Origin of the sequence: Wolbachia endosymbiont (group A) of Gastracanthus pulcherrimus (genome assembly GCF_964028265.1) — a bacterium.
In the GTDB taxonomy this organism is placed as follows: Bacteria; Pseudomonadota; Alphaproteobacteria; order Rickettsiales; family Anaplasmataceae; genus Wolbachia; species Wolbachia pipientis.
In genome coordinates, this window is record NZ_OZ034763.1 from 52,955 (window position 1) to 73,506 (window position 20,552).

Annotated in this window: 21 protein-coding genes; 6 read left to right on the forward strand and 15 right to left on the reverse strand. The window is 34.3% G+C overall.

Annotated features, from left to right (window positions below; all coding sequences use genetic code 11):
- Positions 1-13 precede the first annotated feature (13 nt).
- Together ABWU47_RS00250 and ABWU47_RS00255 are read right to left on the reverse strand one after the other, a co-directional pair.
- Entirely contained in the window at positions 14-1,468 is a 1,455-nt protein-coding gene (locus tag ABWU47_RS00250) for a cytoplasmic incompatibility factor CifA (RefSeq protein ID WP_353285655.1), read from the reverse strand.
- Between the two features lie 100 nt (positions 1,469-1,568).
- Positions 1,569-2,477 carry an Rpn family recombination-promoting nuclease/putative transposase gene (locus tag ABWU47_RS00255; RefSeq protein ID WP_353285656.1) on the reverse strand — a complete coding sequence of 303 codons (909 nt, stop codon included), beginning with the start codon at positions 2,475-2,477 and terminating at the stop codon, positions 1,569-1,571.
- A 205-nt stretch (positions 2,478-2,682) separates the two neighbouring features.
- On the opposite strand from ABWU47_RS00255, the gene mutL reads away from it, so the two are divergent.
- The 6 genes from mutL to ABWU47_RS00285 all read left to right on the forward strand — a co-directional run bounded on the left by mutL (position 2,683) and on the right by ABWU47_RS00285 (position 9,675).
- A complete protein-coding gene (mutL, locus tag ABWU47_RS00260; RefSeq protein WP_353285657.1) occupies positions 2,683-4,464 on the forward strand; it encodes a DNA mismatch repair endonuclease MutL in 1,782 nt (593 codons plus the stop codon).
- Between the two features lie 68 nt (positions 4,465-4,532).
- Positions 4,533-5,471 (forward strand): helix-turn-helix domain-containing protein, encoded by a 939-nt coding sequence (locus ABWU47_RS00265; protein WP_353285658.1) that lies wholly within the window; start codon positions 4,533-4,535, stop codon positions 5,469-5,471.
- 170 nt (positions 5,472-5,641) lie between these two features.
- The gene (locus ABWU47_RS00270; protein WP_353285659.1) at positions 5,642-6,307 is read left to right on the forward strand and encodes a RadC family protein; all 666 of its coding nucleotides are present in this window, start codon (positions 5,642-5,644) and stop codon (positions 6,305-6,307) included.
- A 169-nt stretch (positions 6,308-6,476) separates the two neighbouring features.
- On the forward strand, positions 6,477-7,655 hold the full coding sequence (locus tag ABWU47_RS00275) for a hypothetical protein (RefSeq protein ID WP_353285660.1): 1,179 nt from the start codon (positions 6,477-6,479) through the stop codon (positions 7,653-7,655).
- A gap of 86 nt (positions 7,656-7,741) precedes the next feature.
- On the forward strand, positions 7,742-8,650 hold the full coding sequence (locus tag ABWU47_RS00280) for a helix-turn-helix domain-containing protein (RefSeq protein ID WP_353285661.1): 909 nt from the start codon (positions 7,742-7,744) through the stop codon (positions 8,648-8,650).
- Between the two features lie 89 nt (positions 8,651-8,739).
- Positions 8,740-9,675, forward strand: coding sequence for a helix-turn-helix transcriptional regulator (locus ABWU47_RS00285; RefSeq protein ID WP_353285662.1), 936 nt, complete (start codon positions 8,740-8,742; stop codon positions 9,673-9,675).
- A 95-nt stretch (positions 9,676-9,770) separates the two neighbouring features.
- Here the strand turns inward: ABWU47_RS00285 and ABWU47_RS00290 are convergent, their stop codons facing one another.
- The 13 genes from ABWU47_RS00290 to ABWU47_RS00350 all read right to left on the reverse strand — a co-directional run bounded on the left by ABWU47_RS00290 (position 9,771) and on the right by ABWU47_RS00350 (position 20,551).
- On the reverse strand, positions 9,771-10,685 hold the full coding sequence (locus ABWU47_RS00290; protein WP_019236454.1) for a patatin-like phospholipase family protein: 915 nt from the start codon (positions 10,683-10,685) through the stop codon (positions 9,771-9,773).
- A gap of 8 nt (positions 10,686-10,693) precedes the next feature.
- Positions 10,694-10,915 (reverse strand): hypothetical protein, encoded by a 222-nt coding sequence (locus tag ABWU47_RS00295; RefSeq protein WP_015589022.1) that lies wholly within the window; start codon positions 10,913-10,915, stop codon positions 10,694-10,696.
- A gap of 67 nt (positions 10,916-10,982) precedes the next feature.
- Complete coding sequence (locus ABWU47_RS00300; RefSeq protein ID WP_353285663.1) at positions 10,983-11,516, reverse strand: ankyrin repeat domain-containing protein; 534 nt, start codon at positions 11,514-11,516, stop codon at positions 10,983-10,985.
- Positions 11,517-11,568: 52 nt separating this feature from the next.
- Positions 11,569-12,513, reverse strand: coding sequence for a phage tail protein (locus tag ABWU47_RS00305; RefSeq protein ID WP_341823039.1), 945 nt, complete (start codon positions 12,511-12,513; stop codon positions 11,569-11,571).
- Positions 12,514-12,723: a tail protein X gene (locus ABWU47_RS00310; protein ID WP_010081876.1), complete on the reverse strand. Its 210-nt coding sequence runs from the start codon at positions 12,721-12,723 to the stop codon at positions 12,514-12,516.
- The gene (locus ABWU47_RS00315; RefSeq protein ID WP_275021086.1) at positions 12,720-13,067 is read right to left on the reverse strand and encodes a phage tail protein; all 348 of its coding nucleotides are present in this window, start codon (positions 13,065-13,067) and stop codon (positions 12,720-12,722) included. Before ABWU47_RS00315 ends, ABWU47_RS00310 begins: the two co-directional genes overlap by 4 nt.
- Positions 13,067-15,340, reverse strand: coding sequence for a phage tail tape measure protein (locus ABWU47_RS00320; RefSeq protein WP_353285664.1), 2,274 nt, complete (start codon positions 15,338-15,340; stop codon positions 13,067-13,069). Before ABWU47_RS00320 ends, ABWU47_RS00315 begins: the two co-directional genes overlap by 1 nt.
- 109 nt (positions 15,341-15,449) lie before the next feature.
- Positions 15,450-15,707, reverse strand: a complete 258-nt coding sequence (locus ABWU47_RS00325) for a phage tail assembly protein (protein ID WP_353285665.1) — start codon at positions 15,705-15,707, stop codon at positions 15,450-15,452.
- An 87-nt stretch (positions 15,708-15,794) separates the two neighbouring features.
- Entirely contained in the window at positions 15,795-16,301 is a 507-nt protein-coding gene (locus ABWU47_RS00330; protein WP_353285666.1) for a phage major tail tube protein, read from the reverse strand.
- A 20-nt stretch (positions 16,302-16,321) separates the two neighbouring features.
- Positions 16,322-17,506, reverse strand: coding sequence for a phage tail sheath subtilisin-like domain-containing protein (locus tag ABWU47_RS00335; protein ID WP_353285667.1), 1,185 nt, complete (start codon positions 17,504-17,506; stop codon positions 16,322-16,324).
- A 264-nt stretch (positions 17,507-17,770) separates the two neighbouring features.
- Complete coding sequence (locus ABWU47_RS00340) at positions 17,771-19,180, reverse strand: hypothetical protein (protein ID WP_353285668.1); 1,410 nt, start codon at positions 19,178-19,180, stop codon at positions 17,771-17,773.
- Positions 19,177-19,362 (reverse strand): hypothetical protein, encoded by a 186-nt coding sequence (locus ABWU47_RS00345; RefSeq protein ID WP_353285669.1) that lies wholly within the window; start codon positions 19,360-19,362, stop codon positions 19,177-19,179. Before ABWU47_RS00345 ends, ABWU47_RS00340 begins: the two co-directional genes overlap by 4 nt.
- Positions 19,363-19,366: 4 nt before the next feature.
- Complete coding sequence (locus ABWU47_RS00350; protein WP_353285670.1) at positions 19,367-20,551, reverse strand: hypothetical protein; 1,185 nt, start codon at positions 20,549-20,551, stop codon at positions 19,367-19,369.
- Position 20,552: the final 1 nt, after the last annotated feature.

Consider the following 20,552-nt stretch of genomic DNA (forward strand, 5'->3'; position numbering starts at 1 on the left):
ATAAGATACCCCTCTATTTTCTACGGCTAGAAACACCACTCACACTAGGAGCTTCAAACTTGGACTGCGGACCATCACCAGAACCATCAAGTGGCAAAGACGTTTTCTTACTACTACGAGCTTGAGATCGAGTCCGTAAATCATACCTAGGACCATCACCCCCAGGACCAGGAGGCAAAGTTGTTTTCTCTAACTCAGAGAATAACTCTTCTGCAAACAGACCGTAATCTACATTTACTTTTTTACCTTCCCTGCCACGTAATCTAAGATCTTTTGTTATTACTTTTTTAAAGGACTCAAACTTCTCAGGAAAGCAATCTTTGACAAATACCATCATATCCAATATTTCTTTTTTCTCTATTTCTTTTTCCCTATCAGACTCATGAATATCTTCTCGCTTCCAATTGATTATTAATCCTCCAAGTACACTTTTTATAGGAACTGTATAATTAGAAGTATTAACAGAAGCCTTTCTGTATTCAACAAAGCGGCCACACTTCCAAATTTCCATAATAATAGACCTAGCTTGAACGCTTGACTCAGGATTTTTCAACATCATATTTGAAAGTGAGTAAAGAAGAAGGTCATACTCATCCTGTGAGAATATTTTGTCCAAACAGTCTCCTCCTGCTGAAACGCCTTTATAACACCAGCACTGTACCAAATCATGAACCGTATCAAAAAAACATGACTCTATTAATTCAGCAAAAAGGGAATATACTCCTTTATCTTTCTGTGATAATTTCTGTAAAAGAGTATCTTTATCGACTATCTTATTTACACAAAAATCTAAAATAGGGGCGTCTTTCTCAACAGATTGAGGACGAGAAAGAGCAAGAATAGCTTCTGTGAGCTTCTTTTCCTTATCTTCTTCTTTTAAATGATTATAAAAATACTCTACCCCTTCACTCCACTTAAGTTTTACAGCACTATCAAAACCTTCTACTGCATCATACTTCTTTAATTCCCCAGATTCTCTATCGATCCAGAAATCAAACACGCTACCATTTCTTTTTATAGTATCTAGTAGGGAGTTTCGTACGTATTTATCAGTTATAGGATTACCACTACCATCACGCGCACCAGGACGAAAACCGTTCTTGAGAAACTCAAATCTTTTTTGAAAGAGAGGATGAATTTTATCTACTACACAGTAACTACAAGCCATCTCATATTTGCGAAGTGGATTATCTATTCCATCTATTTTTTCTTCAGTAAGTCTTTGACCTAAAACAGCATTATTTAATCTTATACCTGACCAGCAACTTTCATCTTGGAATACATTACGCAAAAACTCCAGCTTATCATCCTTGAAGTATTTTATATGTTCCATAAAGTTGTCATAAAGGACTCCCACCCATCTCTTGATAGCTGACTTCCTCCCGGCAGTAACTGTTGGATCTGGATGTTTAATAGCTTCCTGTAATTTTTTGGACATCGTAGCCCGAAGCTCTTTCTGTGTTGGCATTAACCCCTCCTATTAAGTATTTATGTAAAAAAGGCATTGTACAGATATTAGAATGGATTGCAATATCTAGAATAGAGGGTTTAATAAAAAAACGTTATGGCTAAAACTTCTTTTCTTGAATTTTCTCAATATAATCAACAGAAAGACCAGTAGTTTGAGTTATAATGTCAATAGAAACTCCTGCTTTAAGTAGATTCTTTGCGACCTCAATTTTCTCTGCTTTTCTGCCTTTTTCATGTCCGATTTGGATGCCTTCTTGTCTACCTTTTTCAGTAGCATCATCGAGTTTTTGTTCCAAGATAGCAGCTTCTTTCTGTAAATCCATTACTCTTTCTTCATATGCTAATAAGTCCTTCTCATTCCAATGAAATTTATCTAACTCATCATATGCTAATTTTATTATTGGTGATTTTTCTGCTATTTTCCTTAAATCTTCATCAGTTGTTTCTTCTGCATATTTAAAGAAAAACAGCCAACGGTCTATCACATTTTCTAGCTGCTCTTCTCTGTTCTTAGGAAACTTTGGCAGCTCAATGAAGATAAATTGAAAATCTTTTAAATCATGCTCATTAGTTTTTTCATCTCTTATGGTATGGCTAGATATATAATCAAGCTTATCAGGAAATAAATTACAATTGGAAATAGCAATAAAGAAAACCTTCTTTAAATCAATGTACTTACCACCTTTATCAGCCTGCCTTGAGTAAGCCTTAGCAGCATATAATTGAGCCCGTTTTTCGAAGCCTTTATCACGAGCGAGTTGCATCTCAATCACGTATCTGGCCCCAGTGGAATCTCTGCACAGAACATCGACAATACTCTGCTTATCAGAGGCAATTTCAGGGTCCATAATGGTGCTAAGGAATTCGACTTCTTGTATAGTATTTATTTCAGTAAACCCCAAAATATCATTCAAAAAGTGGATAAGAATATTCTTATTTTTTTCAGTACCAAAAATTTTCTTAAAGGTTAAGTCCAGTTTTGGATCTAGAAACTTCGAAAGAGCCATGAGAAAGTAAGATAAAAAGCATTAATAATTATACACAATTGTGAAGAAATATTCAACTAAAATTAAACTATAGGAGAGCTTGCCATAAAATTTTGGCCTGGGTTTTTTACAATTATTTCTGTTTTGAAATTAGTGAAGATGCCTAATAGAGATTGATTTTTATTAACATTAAAGCTATATCTTCATCAGACTGAGAGTTGGAAATATGGCAATAATTCTTTTAGATACAAAAACAATAAATCGTATAGCAGCAGGTGAAGTAATCGAAAGGCCAGCAAGTGTAGTAAAGGAATTAGTAGAAAATGCAATAGATGCTGGAAGTTCAGAAATAGAGATCAAAATAGAAAGTGGTGGGCGTAACCTTATCACTGTGACAGATAATGGAAATGGAATAGAGAAGAACGATCTAGAACTAGCATTTATGAGGCATGCCACTTCAAAATTAAGCGATAGTGAGTTAATAGAGATCAAGCACCTTGGGTTTAGAGGAGAGGCTCTACCTTCAATTGCAGCAGTAAGTAGAATGAAATTATCATCTAAGGCAAGTGGAGCAAAGGAAGCATGGTCTATAAGGTATGAAGGCGGAGAAAAAATAGGGGAGCTTATTCCCTACTCTTTATCACAAGGGACACATATTGAAGTACGAGATTTGTTTTTTGCTACTCCAAATAGGCTAAAATTTCTGAAAACCGAAAGAGCGGAAATGCAAGCTATAGTTGATATAGTAAACAACTTAGCAATGATAAACTATAGAATAGGGTTTACTTTCAATTCAGGTAATAAAAAGCTCTTAAAATACGCTAAACAAACTTCATTCTTTAACAGACTATGTGAAACAGAAGAAGAATTTCAGAGCAATTCGCTGGAAGTTAAAGAGGAAGAAGAAGGAATCAAACTTACGGGACACATCTGTAAACCAACTATTAGTCGTGGCAATTCAACTCAAATCTATACGTTTGTTAATGGAAGGCCAATAAAAGACAATTTACTTGTTGGTGCAATTCGATATGCATATCAAGATTTTATTCCAACTGGAAAGTATCCTTTTGCAGTGCTGCAGTTAGAAATACCGTACGACCAAGTAGATGTAAATGTGCATCCAAATAAATCAGAAGTAAGATTTCAGAATAAAAGGTTAATATATGAAATAGTGAGAAGAGGGATAATAAAAGCATTATCGACTAGGTTCGCAGTAAGTGATGTTGAGTCTCAAAGTATTGAAGAGTTTGATAGCCAAGAGCAGGTTAATAGTAAAGAGGAAAAAAATCAAAAAGAGTTTTATGAAAAGAGACCAAGTCTTTTAGAAAATCGTCTAATGAAAGAATTCAATGCACCAAATGAAAGAAGGCAAAGTTTACCAGAAACGTTTAAATATGGAGAATCTCCACTAAAAAAGGGAACTATGGTTCTAGAAAGGGAGCAAATTGATTTAATAGAGGATTATCCTCTGGGATATGCACGCTGTCAGGTCTACAATACTTACATTATTGCTGAGGCTGGAGATAGGCTGATTATAGTAGATCAACATGCAGCCTATGAGAGATTGATATACGAGTGCTTAACAAGTATAAAAAGACAAAAACTTCTCATTCCTGAAATAGTTGAAATTAAAAACCAAGCTGGAATGGAGATGGTTAAAACTTATAAAGATAAGCTTTTTGAAATGGGTTTTGGTATTGAAATAGAATCAGAAGATAAAGTAAGGGTAAAAGAAATACCTGCAATCTTGGGAACAATAGATATAAAAGAGATGCTAGTTGATATAGTAGATAAGTTAATGGAAATAGAAGATACGCTACCAATAGAGGATAAGGTGAACAAAATATCATCCATAATCGCTTGCCACGGGGCAGGAAGAAAAATGAAATTGGAAGAGATGAATGAGATACTAAGACAAATTGAGAAAACTCCATATTCTGATCACGGAAGACCAACTTATATAGAAATGAAACTAAGTGATATAGAAAAATTGTTTGAAAGGAGATGAGTTCAGTTTGTCAAAAAGGTTGCCAATTAAGTATACGTAACAGCTCTTCTGGTTATGGAGTATAAAATGTGAAAAAAGAGAATAAATGCTCTAATTTTTTAGATTACAAAGTAATAGGACAGGAAGTAAGAAATCGTAGATTAGCAAAGGGATATACTCAAAAAGATTTAGCAAAAAAAATCGGAACAACATATCAGGTAATACTGCAATATGAAAAAGGAACACGCAGAATTTCAATTAAGAAGTTATATGAATTAGCAGAAGCATTATCAACAACTGCTAGAGATCTAGCTTGCGGACAAGAAGTATCAAATGAGGAAAGGTATGAGGAAGAAGAGATATTAAATCTAGTAAGAAGACATAAAGAGATTAAGGATCAAGAATTACGCGAAACGTTTTATTTATTAACTAAATTCATCCGTATTAGTGAGGAAGAGAGTGGAAAGGCAGTAAAAGTAGAGGTGGCAAAGGGTTTAGTTAAGGAAGGAGTTTCTGCTCATGTTATCTCTCAAACGACCAGTTTATCTATTGATGAATATGATAATGATGAGAAAAAAATTTCTATTCCGTATAAAGTAGGTCAAAGAATAAAAGAATGGAGGTTGAGAAGAGGATACACTCAAGAAGATTTAGCAAGTAAAGTGGGCATAATAAATCAAAGAATATATGAATATGAACAAGGACGAGCTGGTGTTTCACTTGAAATGTTAGATGAAATAGCAAAGGTACTATCAATTAGTATTACAGACCTACTTCCAGAAACAACAGAAAATGAGAATAGTGAAGTGGAACTATCAAGGTTAATAGAAGAATACAAAAAGATTAAAAGCCAAGAATTACGTCATGTACTAATAAAATCTCTGTTTGAAAGCATACAAGTTTGCAAAGAGAAAGTGAAGAGAGTAGAAAAGATGAAAATTGCAAAGAATTTAGTTAAGGAAGGAATTTCTATCAATATTATTTTAAAAACAGTAGGTATCTCTTTAGACGAAATTCAACAAATTTAAAATAAAAAAATCAGTATCTATTAACATTTTTACTTTTTGATGAAAAAATAAGTAAAAAAGATTTAAAAATTGATTTGACTTCACTCAAAAGCTATGGCTTTATGCCAATGCTGATAAAAAACAGCAGTAAATAATTAAAAATATTTTGTTATTAGTGAAGGGTAATTTTTATGAACAATAAGAAAGATCGTAGAGAAGAAATAGAATTCAGAGCATTAGAAAGCAACGGTAAAGCTCTACTTGATCGTGAAGTAATAGAAACGTTTCTAAGTGCAGTGCATGACAGGGAAGAAGCTCGAGTTATTGCTAGAAAGCTAATAGATAGTTTTGGAATAGGAGGAATTTTAGGCCAGGAAATAGATGACTTGAAAACTATAGAAGGGATAACCGACTCTACAGTAGCAGTAATTTTATGCCTAAAGGAAGCTTCAAAGAGGGTACCAAGAGAAGAGTTAAAGAAAGGACCTGTAATGGATAACTTGGAAACCATCGTAAAATATTTAAGGGTGAGTATTGGTTATTCAGAGGAGGAAAAGATGAAAATAATATATTTTGATCAAAAGTGCCGTTTAAAGGGGGAAGAAGTGTTCACTGGTACAGTGGATAAGGTACCTTTTTACATAAGAGAAGTAACAAGAAAGGCATTAATAAGAAAAGCGACGTCAATAATAATATCGCATAACCACCCAGAAGGAAGGTTAAAGCCATCTGATGAGGATGAAGCTGTAACTAAAGACTTGGCTAAAGCTTGTCAGACTATAGGGATTAGGTTGCTGGATCACATTATCATCACAAGTGTTGGGTATTTTAGCTTTAAAGAGCAAGGACTGTTATAAAGCAGATGTTTGAAGATTTTCATGAGTTGTTTAACTACTTGAATGAAAAAGTATTTGCAAGTGCATTAATCATCTCTTATAATTAATGAGAAAGTATACATTAAATTAATAATAAAGTAATAAAGTCGGTTGTAGACTTAGTAAAGTATATTTAATAGCGGAGGCTAATATGGTTAATAAAATAATTGTACCTTTTGATGATCAAGAAGGAGGTGTTTACGAATTAAATGTTGATCTTGATAGATTATCAAAGGGTGAAATATCAAATGCGATTATAGGAATTGGTCGTACTAACACCTTTGTAAGCAAAATTAATAAGGCTAAAAAACCTGGAGAAGTGCCCTCCTCTAATAGAGACGTTCAAATCAACTATGGAAAAGGGCTTGATTATATATATGGTACAAAACCTTTAAACGATCAAGCAGAATATTTAAATCCATTTACTTCAGCTTTGAAAAAAATAAAGCCAAGTGCAAGCGAAAGTGAAAAGTTAAGCTGGTTTAAGAGTTCTGTAGTAGAGGCAAAAAGCGTAAATGAATTGCATAAAGCCATAGACCAAGTATTAGCATCTGGAGGAAGGCTAAATGCATGTAATGATGGGGAATGGAGCTTTGCTGAGTATGTAATATTGGGTACACATTTTCATAAATTTGATAAGGCTGATCGTAAAAAGATAATGCGTAAATTAATGCTAAGCGGTGCAGAGTTTCATGATACTTTATTGGAGAATAAATTGATAGGTGAAATCTATAATGAGCTACAACCAGAAGTTCAGCCACAGATAGATAAGCAACTAGAAGAACTAGAGAAAGCTGGCGAAAGTGCTGTTCAGGAAGGAGAATTAATAGATATCGAGATAGATAATAAAATGCTTTTTATGGAATTCTCTGAAGATAGCAAGGTAGAGGTAGCAAAAATACTGAGAGAGTTAGGGAGTAATATTTTAAAAATGGGTAATAATGCAGTTGAGATCAGAAGGGAGGAAGGAGGTGTAAGAAATTACGTTGATGTGTCAGATGGTAGCTCTGTTGTGTTAGAAATTCCTACAAGCGCTGGTAAACTAAATATTATATTGTACCATGATGTAAAAAAATATGATCAAGTACAAGTCAGAGTAGAAAACAAGGAAATGTGGGCTGAGCTACAACAAAGAGGGGAAGAAATTGGAAAAAATTGTCTTTTTGCTGGAGTAAAACTTAAAGAAGCAGTAGAAAAGGGAAGTTTTATGAGATGTGGCATATGGAATAGCAAGCAGCTTATGAAGGAGGTTGATAGCCCAAGTGAAAAATTGTCTTCATGGGTAGATAAAGTACGTGAAAATAGTAAAGAAACTTTTAGGGGGCTTTAATTCATTTATTTTAAGGTTCCAGAGTCTACCATTATATCTGGAGCCTTTGAGCTATAGTAGAAAATATTATATGTATGGTTCTTTGTATGGAAAAAAGTCTAGACTGTGAGGTAGGGCAAAAAGTAAAAAATTGGAGGTTAGAGCGAGGTTATACTCAGAAGGATTTAGCTAAGAAAATTGGTGTAAAGTACTGGGTAATACTGCAATATGAGAAAGGGAACCGTAAAATTCCAATTAAGAAGTTATATGCCATAGCAGAAGCATTATCAGTGAATGTTAAAGGTCTAGTTTGTGGAGAGACACTACCAAATGAAAAAAGATATTTTGAAGATGAAGAAATATTAAATTTAGTAAAGGGGTATAAGGATGAAGAATTAAGCGAGGTATTTTATTTATTAACCAAATTTATTCGTTTGAATGAGGAAAGAAGCAGAAAAGCGGTAAAAATAGAAGTAGCAAGGGGTTTGATGAAAGTAGGAGCTTCTGCTCATGTTATCTCTCGAACAACTAACCTATCTATTGGTGAGTATGAGGAGAACAAAATTCCTGTTCCATACAAAGTAGGGCAAAGGATAAAAGAGTGGAGATTGATACGAGGATATACACAAAAAGATTTGGCGAATAAAGTTGGCATAACAAATCAAGGAATATACGAGTATGAACAAGGGAGAGCTGCTGTCTCACTTGAAATGTTAGATGAAATAGCAAAGGTATTATCAATCAGTATCATAGATCTACTTCCCGAATCAGATGAGGATAGTGAAGCGGAAGAAAAGCTATCAAACTTGATAGAAGAATACAAAAAGATTGAGAGTCGAGAATTACGCGATATGCTAATCAAGTCTTTATTTAAAGGTATACATGTTTGTAGAGAAAAGGTCAGAGAGGAAAAGAAGATTGAAGTTGCAAGGAATTTAGTGAAAGAAGGAATTTCTGTTGATATTATCTTGCAAACGACAGGCTTATCAAATTATATGATTGAGAAATTTTTGTGATTTCATAAAAACTTAGCCAATAGTGGATTTTTTTGTGATAGAATATATGTTTGCTTCTGTAGGAAAAACAGCTTTTAGAGGATTTATCTATGATAATTCAGAGCATATTGAGCTACGAGCTAGGGAAAAAAATAGAAGGTTGTAGGATAGTACAAGGGTATACTCAGGCAAAATTAGCAAGCAAAATTGGTTTAACACATAAGGAAATACATAACTTTGAACTAGGGTGCAAGGCTATTACAATCAAAGAATCGTATATAATAGCAGGAGCATTGTCAGTCAATGTTATAGATCTACTTCCAGGACCAACAGTACTAAGAGAAAACAGTTGGTATGAAGATGAGGATAAAGAAATAGTCTATCTAACAAAAATACATAGAGAAATTAAGGATCAGGAATTACGCAAGAAGCTGTATCCATTAGTAAGGTTTGTATATATTAGCGAGAAAATTAGCCAAGAAGAAGCGAAAATAGAAGTAGCAAAGAATCTAGTGAAAGAAGGAGTTTCAGTTGATATTATTTCCCAAGTGACTCGCTTATCTACTTATGAATATGATGATATAGAGAAAGAAATTTGTACTGATTCTATACTCTACAAAGTGGGGAAAAGGATAAAAGAGCAGAGATTAATACGGGAATACACTCAGGAGGACTTGGCAAATAAAATCGGTTCAACACCTAAAGAAATACACGACTATGAACGAGGATATACAGACATTCCAATTGAAATATTATATAAGATAGCAAAGACATTATCAGTTAACATTAAAGCTCTTGGACTAACAGAATATGAAAATGAGCCAGTTTTGAGATTTGTAGGTAAATGCGAAAAAATTGAGGATCAAGAATTACTGGATACGGTAGCTAGATCTTTATCTGAAGGAATGCAAACTGGTAAAGAAAAGGTTAAAAAAGCAGAGAAAATCAAAATTGCAAAAGATCTAGTTAAGGAAGGTGTTGCTATTGATATTATTGTGCGAGCAAGTGGCCTAACTGCTGATGAGTTGGGTGAGTGTGAAAATTAAATGTGTTTAAGATATAAGTAAAATTAGTTAATGATTTAACCAGCAGAATTTGCTAACCAACTTTTTTGGCTCAGTTGAATTTTGCTTGGTATAAATTAAGATATGAAATCGCAAAGTTTATCTATTAATTTCTGGTTGTCCTCTATCATTGCATTTGCCTCTTGCTGAAGAGATTTGATATTTTTGAGTGTAATATTGTCCATCTCAGTCGATGCTACTTTCAATTGCGATTGTATTCTTATATATTTATCGTCTATTACTTGTTCTAGTTGATAATCAACGCAATCCAATCCAGAAGCAAACATCACATTCAGTAGTGGCTTGATCCACCCTATTTTGCCAAATTTCCTTGAGTTAGCATACTTTATACTTCTATCTGTTCCACCAGTGCCTATTGATAGCAGTATAATCTCATCATTTGGAAATAACCTCTTACCACTTGCATATGCACAAGCCGCTGGATTATTTGCAAACACTCCACCATCTATCAATACTCTCTCTGTTTGGCTAATTTTCAGACGTTTTGGTGTGAAGTACGTTGGAGCAGCTGTTGTAGCTCTGAGTGCATCTTTCAACTTAATGTTTTTTTCTTTCCAACTTTTGAAGAAAAATTCACAACTATTGTGAATGTCATAACTGGTGAGTAGTAGATTACTCGCAACATCGGCCATAGTACTTTCACCAAAGTATTTGTTGAGAATAAATTCCATATTTCTATATGAGTACTGAGAACCACTCAGCCAAGAAGCAATTGATTTTCTCCAAAATGATGATTGAAAGATATATGCTCCATACTCTTGGTAAAGTTCAACCAAATCATTGGCAGAGTATTGAAGTTTATTGCTTTTACAAAGTCCAGCAACAATAATCCCACCGGTTGAGGTTCCTGCCATTAAATCAAAAATCTGGGAAATTGGCTTTTTTGTCCTAGATTCAATTTCTGCTAGAATAATGGCAGGTATTATCCCTCTAATGCCACCTCCATCTACAGATAAAATGTACTTTGTCACTGTAAAATTTATTTGTGTTTGTGAATAGCTTCAAGTTCGTTGACTTCTTCAGTGAGGTTTTTCACTCTCTCTTCAAGTCGATAGACTATTTCGATTAGTCCTTGGTTTTTTTCTATAAATTTATCATGGATGTGTACACGTAAGTCAAGTTTTGCCAACCACCATATGAATCCTACAGTCTGTAGAACTATTGTTATTATTACCGCTATTGGGATTTTTTGCTTTTTCATGTGAAAATATTAACTTGTTATGGATAGTTTTGGAAATTTATATGCAGATTATAGAAAACTTACAGCTTTAGTGATTACTTTTTGTTGATTCGTATTGATCCTCTGCTTTAGCAAGTAGCTTTATGATTTCATCATAAGGCTTGTCCTTATTATGCCGTGATCTTAATACAGCAATTTTCCTTGGTGTTTTTCCATCTGTATCTCTAATGGTAGGATCTGAACCTTTGTCTAATAAAAATCTAATTATCTCCAATTTGCCTTCATATGTAGCTGCATGTAAAGGTGTCCATCTTTCATATTTCGTAGCATTTATATCAACTCCTTTTTCTACTAGGAATTTTACAACCTCTGCACATCCCTCTTCTGCAGCATAATGTAGTGCTGTTAATTTAGGGATCTGCACATTAATATCTAATAGATTTTCTACTAAGAATTTTACAGTCTCTAAGTTACAATTTTGAGAAGCAATGCGTAACATCGTTTTATAATTATCTGCAGCTCTTGCCTTCATGTAGGAATAGGTAGCAATAATACATACTATTACTGTTATAAGCCACCAAAAATGCAGCTTGTTTTTTGTATCTTGACCCAATTTATCCATATTCAACATCTTTTTAATATTAAATAGATCATTTACTCATTTTTTATTAACATTACTTACTCAAAGATGCTGACAACATAGTAAGGTAACCTGAGCTATTTAAAGTATGCTCCGCTCTGTTAACTATCCATTCACCATCTACCGCTTGATTAAAAGCTATAAGATTAAGTTTAGCTTCTGCAAATAACTCTGGATTACCAGGTATAGTGATATCCAATACTGCATTATTTCGCTTTAGTTGTTTTAACTTAGCATTTGCTGCACTTAGTGCTGATTCTGCATTTGAGTACATTTCTAACATAATATAACTTGGCTCGCCGCTACCAACTGTTTCTTTAATAGTTTCACCCTTTTCATAGCTATGCCATTTTGCCACTACTGAATTATACTTATCACGTACGGTAAAATGCACTTTCCAGTTAATTGTATCTTGAGGTCTAATAGTCGTTGTTCCTAAAGCTTTTCCTGTGGCTGATTTTGCCATATTCTTTGAAATAAACAATATATACCCACCAGCTAATTTTGCCATTGCTTCACGCTCTGTTGCGATCTTTGTTAACAGACTTATATCACTTTCATCTGCCTGATTAATATGGGGTATCAATACATTCTTAAATTCCTCAGCGACTTTGTATCCATATCCATGTTTTTGGGCTATTTCTTTTACTAAGTTTTCTATGGTAATTTGGCGCCATTCTTTTGATACTTTTGCCTTCAAAGATATTCTTAAATTTGTTGCATGAGCTTTGATTAGTAGAGTCTTAGGTGGACCCTGTATAGTCACTTCGTTGACTGTATATATACCCATTGGAAAGATTCCAATTTCCTTATAACCTAGTGCTATGTTCAATTCATTCGGAATATCTATGCCTTCATCCCTGTAATCAACACACACTTCAACTACATCATCTATTATTCCTGATTCATCTGTAAGGTGCAATGATATGACTCTATCTTTAATTGATTCACATTTATCTATTATAAAATCTGGCTGCATTTATTCCCAGACCTTTAATTTTGACTTTTGTACTATTTTCTTAATAGTAGGAAGCTTTATCTTTAATCCTGCGGGCAAAAAGCTTCCATATTCTGCCAAACCCAAGTTCTCTGCTAGTACTAATTCCACTACTCCATCAGTAAATCCGTAATGTTTCCAGCAAATCAGATCTAACATCTCATTTTCTTTACTCACATAGTATATAGTCATCTATAGCTTTTTAAACTCAAACTAAATTCAATTTTTCTCGGTAGTCCATTAGGTAAAAAATACATCTGCTTTTCTTCTAACCTAGTAATTACGAATTGTCCTAAAATATTACCTAAACTATCTACTAAAATATGTGGTTTTTCAGTTTCTTTCACACTCTTTAATTGATTTAGCACGTTGAGATTATGCAGATAAATCATTCCTTCTAAATCTATATTTTCTACACCTTGACCGATATTTTGTAATAGTGGCATATTTTCAATACACTCAATCGTGCTCCAACGATTTTCTCTGCTATACTTTAAACTTGTGGAAGCAAACTTATACGGACCAAGAGATAGCATCAATAAAATGTCTCTACCGTATCAAATAAAACATCACGTGACTTTTCTCTTATCCTTTTTATTACTTCATCTGCAAGACTACGAACATCTTGGTTAGGTTCTGCTTTAATGCTGATAGTGTAATTATTAGTGATGTTCTGAGTTTTATTTTGTTCTTTATTTTCAAACTTACTCCTTGCAAAATCTGCAAATATCTTATCGCTCTCTGTCTCCTCAATAAGGCTTTTGACTCTGAAGCTATTTTTATTTCTCTTTGAAAATTCTTTAATTATACTGTTACCTAGCACAGGATTTCCACTGTTGAGAATATTACTCTTTATGGGAGTATGGACTGCTTTTATTTCAGTTTTTCTTTTTTCAAATTCTTTCAGTGGGCTATTTTCCAATACTTTTCCAAATACACTTTCCCCTATCCATGAAAAAGCTTTTCCTATAGGTTCAATGAGTGATTTCCACAAGCTAGAGAAAAAGTCTTTCACCTTTTGCCAGTTAGCTATAACAAGAGCTGCACCAGTAACAAGTCCAGCAACTAAAAGTCCTATAGGGTTAGCGAGTGTTATTGCTCTTAGTCCTGTTACTACTGCAGGAAAAACTATAGCTGATAAAAATGAAAATACTCCAAGTAGGTTTGCTTTCAGACTAAAAATCGTACTTCCTAGCAATGTAAATCCGTATCCTAGTCCTACTGCTACAATTTTTAAACTTATCAAGGATGCTACAGTACCCATGATTGCCGTGGTTAAAGTTGGATATTTTTCTGCAAACTCTGCTATATATCTAGTTTTTTCTTGTAAAAATTCAGCTATAGATTTTAAAGTAGGCAACATCACTGAGCCCAGGTTCATACCAACTTCAGCTATTGCATTTCGAAGAAGTCGTAATTTATTAGCTGTAGTGTCTGCACGATTTTTGAATTCTTCTTGTAGAGAGCTCTTGTACTTTTCTGTATTAGCCAATAACTTTATTGCATCCTCATACTTATTAAAACTTCCAGCTAATAATGCAATATCATCTTGATATTCCTGACCGAAAAGTTTCATAAGGATTGTAGAACGTTCCTGGTTATCCATTTTCTTTAGAGTTTGAAAAAAATAGAGTAATGCTTCTTCGCCGTTTTCGCTTATTCTTTGTACTATTTCTTCTGCAGTTATTCCCATTTGCTCTAATGCTGCTTTAAAATCCCCTCCTTGTTCTTCAGCAGTCTGAAGTTTACTAAGTAGAGCATTTATAGCAGTTGCAGCTTTTGCTGGTTGTTTACCTAAACTAACGAAGGCATTTACTAAACTACTTGTTTCCTTGATGTCAAGACCAAATTGTTTTGCAGTACCACCAACTATTGCTAGAGCTTCAACCATATCTTTTGCTTTGGCAGCAGTGTTATCTGATAAGTGATTGATTACATTACCAACGTATTCCATTTTACTAACATCAATTCCATAAACGTTAGAGAGTTTAGCTATAGAATCACCTGCTTGCTCTGCAGACATATCAAATGCTGTAGACATTTTTGCCACTGTTTCTGTAAACATAAAAAGATCTTCTTTCTTGATACCAAGTTGACCACCACTTGCAGCTATTTGTGCCAGTTCTGCGGCTGATAATGGTATAGTACGTGACATCTCTTTTAACTTCTTTGCAAATTTAGTTGCTTCATCCGTTCCTTTTTTAAAATCTACCACTTTTGTAACATCAGCCATAGCACTTTCAAAATCAATAGCAACTTTAACTGGCGCTGCAAGCGTTAGTCCAAGCCCAATAGTCTCTATAATTTGTGACTTAAAATGTGCTTTGCTTGCTAAAAAACTTTGGTGACTACGTATTGCAGATCCAAGCTTACCATACTTACCTTTTAATACTTCAATAGAAGAGCCAAGTTTATGTTGGTCACTTACTAAGTACTTAATATTTCTTCCACTTTTTCTTACTTCTTCATTAAATGAATGCAAAGCATCTCTCTTTTTCAAATATGCTTCTTTTGCTTTTATTGCATAGGTTTTGGCCTTGTCAAATTCTGCTTTTAAAGTTTTGCTCGGTTTCTCTATTGCCTTCATTTGTTTAGCTAAAGATTTTACTTGATCTTCAAAGCCTTTCCATGACCTCTTGCTAGTCAAAACATCATGACCTAACTGCTTAAACTTTGATACTGATTTTAAAGATGAGTCAAGCTTTCTTATATTCTCACCAAGATGAGTAAGTTGACTGCTACTTCCTTTTATTACAGTACTGAAACTGCCATCTAGGACTGCTCCAATTTTTATAGATAACGTTGACATTGTACCTTCCTCGCTGCTTTATGCCATAAGATAAATTCATTAATCTCCATATCAAGTATTTGTTCAACCCCGCCTCCTACAACAGAGCTGAACATTAATACTTCTAATCTCAAGTTTTTTGGATAATCGGTGAAAAAAAATCCTTTAATACCTCTTGAATTTTCACATAATCAGCAATATCTAACTCTTCAATTGCTTCTTTTGCAACTGATGTCAAATTGGCAGTCAAAGTTACTTCTTTACTAAGGTCACTACCATTTAAGCGTTCAATTGCAAGATAGTCTCTAACTTTTGGACGTCTAACAGTAAGTTCTGAGACAGAAATTCCATCAACTGTTATTGGATTATTAAGTGTTACAGTTTTCATAAAATTCTCCTAAAAAATAAAATATTTTTACACTTTTAAAGTTATTTTAATATGCTTCTCCTTAAAAAATAAAATTTCAAAATCTTTTTATAGACCTAAAACTGTTTGCAGCAAGGCCATTTGATCAACACCGTTTATCTTTCTAATCATATTTTCGGCATCGATTTCTATCAGCTCATTGCCACCTATCGTAAGTTTATAGTAATGGGCAGCTACAGTACACTTCAGCGTTGCTTTTTCAGCAGGTTTCCAGCTACCAAAATCAAATTCTTTGAATATGCCCCTTAAATTGATTATTACTCCTTCAATATCATTACTTCCACTACCTTGCATTCCACCACGGAGCGTCAAAGCTACTGAATTTCCATTTATCAACCCAAATAGCCGAAAGAGTTCTGTGTCGTATTCAGAAAAAGTGAAATCTGCTTCAAGCTTTTCCATGCCCATATCAATATTTATTGGAATATCCATACCACCAGCTCTGTATTCTTCTGTTTTTATGGTAAGCTTCGGCAAGGTTATTTCATCTATTTTTCCTGCATAACCACGACCATCAACAAATACGTTAAAATTTCTCAGTATTTTCGGTAACATTTTTCCTCTTTCTCCCCTTTTTATAATATTGTACCACTCACAAGATGTGACCTGAAAGTAATCTGTTCTGCTGGATATGGTGGAGTGAACTCAAAATCAAAAGACACTTTTCCACTTGTAATATTTGTTGGTGTATTGAGCTCTGGTGTTGCATAACATTTTCCACTGATAACCGCTCCTTGCGTTTTTAAATTGGCCAAATAAGAATTCACCCCCTCAATCACATCATCTATGTAAGTTTTGGTAATATTGCGATCAACTGCCCATAAATGAGCCCTAAGTAGGCTGTCATTAATAAGGTCTGCAGTACGCCTCACTGACAAAAAAGCCCATTTTGAGTCATTTGAACATGTTCTATTTCCCCAAAGCCTGTAGCCATTTTGATGAATTATCGTTGTTACTTCATTTTCATTTAAGTGGTTTGCTCTACAATTTGCATAACCTAAGCTAAAATCAATAGGCCTGCTTGTTCCAACAATACCGTTTATTTCTTTATTTGAAGGTGAATGCCAGAAGCCTTGCTCGCTATCTACTTTCGCTATTAAACCTGCTACAAATGGGCTAGACGGTAAAATTTCTTCTTCTCCTTCAATAAGTACCTTCACCCAAGGATCAACCACGTAAACTCTTGAGCTGCTTACACTTTTTCTCCATTTTATTGCTTCTTCATCATTAGTATTTGGTCCATCTGCAACAATAATTGCTCTTAATTTTTCTGCTATGGAAATTAAAGCACTCACTACTGAATTTACTCCATCTATTTCAGGTAACTGATGAGTAAACTGAGGTGCAATTAATATTCTTGGAGCAACATGAACTATACTTTCACTACTGAGGAATGCTTGAATCCCTTGATACTCTCCAGTCTCTTTATCAACACCGCCAATTATATTTTTCAGCGTCTCTTCTTCTTTTAACTTTAGATCAATATTTTTACTTTCCTCAACTCTAATTACTATAACTGTTGCACCAATTTGGGAAAATATTCCATTTACTGCAGAAGGTAAACTGCCACTCTTTCCGAGCTTTGCTGCTTCCTTTAAGCTTCCTGCAATTAACACTGGTTTATTCAGTGGAAATTTTTGCTCATCTGCTTCAGGAGCAGTACCGATTACTCCTATTACTGATGATTTAGCTGTGCGTACTGTTCTTGACCCTGAGGTTACCTCAATAACATTTACGCCATGTAAAAATTCTTCTGTCATATAGTTATCTGCTAAAACTTGCTCTTTAAAATTGTCAAGAAAACTCTTTTAATTTTCTTCTTCTGATTACTACTTTTTAAGATTTAGTATATTTATTAAAATAAAGACAGAAACTAGAAAGTATAGAAAATTTCGCATTTTGCAATAGCTCTTCTTAAATATTCTTTTTACTGCGTTGAACAATTTTTCCCCCTGTTAAACTATTACCAATAAAAATTCTCTCTGGCTTGTTTTCAAGTATTTTGGTTTCAACTTATATATTTTTTAATGCCAAAGTTTATATGTTGCATCTAATCCTGGACATTGCCACGCTCTTAATGTCCTTTCTACATCTATCTCAAGCCCTTTGGTTAAAAAATTGCTGCGAAAATTATATATTCCCCACTGAATAAATTGACCATAGATTGTGCTATACGTGTGCTCACTTGCAAAGAACTCAGGTGTCTCACCAACTCTTTCATTTCCTGAGTGAAGATTGGATGACGTATAAAGTAACACTGTAACAGTTTTTCCTGCTGGAATGATTATGTTACCTGATGCAATAAATTCAGGACTGCTAATTTCATGCTGGTAAATACGTGTCCAAGTAATTCTCGAAATCTCTGACTTCCTTGCGTTAGTTTTATCAGGTGTACCTATAAATAATCCTGCTCCTCCATAATTAACTTCATCTTTATACCACATTGCAGATCCAACAAAGTTTAGAGTTTTACTTATATCTACATTGCTTGTGTTTTTTACGAATATTACTCCCAATGCAGCATAAGGGTATTTCAGCATATTGAATTGCTCCGAAAATCCATCATACATGAATCTTGGGTATGATTCTCCATAGATAAATGTACCTTTACTTCCTTCTAAAAAACTGAGTTGTCTTGGCCGATAAAAACTAACATAGCTTGTATCGTACGTGTGAGTACCTGCTAGTAGTTGCAGCATATAGTCTGTTTTACTACTCCACTGACCAAGCTCAGTTGTAAAAGTTCCGTGGCCAAAGTAATTATTTTTTCTACTTAGTACACCAAATAAAAAAGGTAATGCTCCAGGTTCAATCATATGACGATTTCTTACTTCTTTCATGATTGATGAGCCGCTTGGTACATCATTAACAGTACGGAAGTTATTCACTAAACCTTTCAGACCATCTTTATGATCATTGCCAACACTGTTTATTGCTGCAATATTGGCATTCTTTCTCGTATCAAGTAGTGATATATGTGAATCCGATGATGCTTTTAAAGTATCCAAGGTATTAGTTTTTAGCGTATTGATCTCATTTACAGACTTTGTCTTTGCTACAGTTATCGCCGATATTGAATTTTCCTTATTGGTATTTATGTCATTCAAATGTGATCTTGCAGCGTTTAGAAGTTCTTTTAGCTTACCATCAGTCATCTGTACAATTTCAGAAACTGAACTTTTGCCGATTATTGATTCCAGTGCCTTAGCAAGATATGCTAGTTGATCTGGTGTACTATTTGCTGCTAAATCTTTAAGCCTTCTCTGTAGTGCATCAATTATCTCTTTCACTTCAGTCATTTGCACAATGTCAGAAATAGCTTTTTTATCTGCTATCAATTCCAGAGATTTTGCAAGATATGCCAGTTGATCAGGTGTGCTATTTGCTGCTAAATCCTTTATTCTTTGGTGTAATGCTTCTATTGCTTCCTTCATTTCCAAAAATTCAAAAAAGTTTCAAATCTAAATCGTTCAAAATTACTCTTAAGTTCATTTTCTCTCTCACTTATATCTTCATCTATTTTTTCTATAGCTCTGCGAATACGTACTACATCTTCCACTGCAATATTCTCTGGGTGTGGCAAAGGATATCCGCGCCTCGTTTCATCATTTGGCATTTTCTTACGTTATAACAACCCGCAAGTTTTTTACCTTTGGCCGATAAATAACCGTTCCACTTAAAACCAATTTTACCCTTGTTTCATTGCCATTAAAGTTTGTCAGTACATGAGTTCTCTCTACCCAATTTTCCCCTATTGGTTTTCCTGATGTTAAATTTACTAATTGCCAATCCATGTTTTTTTGCACATACGCTTTAACATCTGCAGTGCCTGGTATTAGCGCATCATATGTTATGGTGATCTTGGTGTTAGCTCCTGCTGTAATGCTTCTTGTAACATAATCTCCAGACTCTAAAAGATTACCCATAACTAGCTGTAATCCAGGATATAGCACTGGACTTTTTTCTCGCCCTCCTTTTAGGCTTGCTTTTACCGTTAATTCCCCATTTATTCTTTCACGCAGTGCAAGCGGCAAATTATCAGACAAAAAGTTTTCTTTTCCCTCTTCATCTGTTAAGATAAATTCTACATTGGTATCAAATGCTACTTTTTCAACATTTGTTAAAACTATTAAATCTGATACGTTGTTTGCAGTGACTTTACCAAGATCAATAACATGAGAATTTTCGCTAAATTTTGCAGCTAGTAATCGAAACGTAAGGTCAAATTTTTGATGTGGAGTCCAGGTGCTTGCATTGCTTGATGAAAGTAATACTCCTACTTGATATGGCTGGCTTGTTACCCAACGGCTATTTACTGCATCATACTTGCCAAGCTCTGCTATTTTTACTGCAGTATCTGCATCATCGGTAAGTAAAACTATTGCATATTCTCTGCCAGCTTCACACCAGACAGGAGACCAAGTAATACGTGTTGCTGTGCCATCTATCTTTATATCTTTTGGCTCAATATAGCTTTCAGCAATGACAGTCTGCGAGGGCATTCCCACTGCTGTTTCTCTAATCTGCACAACAACACGTTTTTTGCCTTTATTTACAAACCATAGCTCCACGCCTCCTATGTGCCTACTTTCATTTAGAGTAAATGTTTGCGCTAAAGGATCAACTCTTCTTGCTGCGATCACTCTTCTTCTTTCTTCTATGGTAATTGTTTTTTTACCAGTATAAGTTGTCTCTCCATAGCTTCCTTTATTCCCATAAAATTGCACCAATTTAGTACCTGCTGGAATGTTTGCTGGGATTTTTATTTTTCCCTTTAATTTTCCCTGGTTGTTAGCTGTTAACATT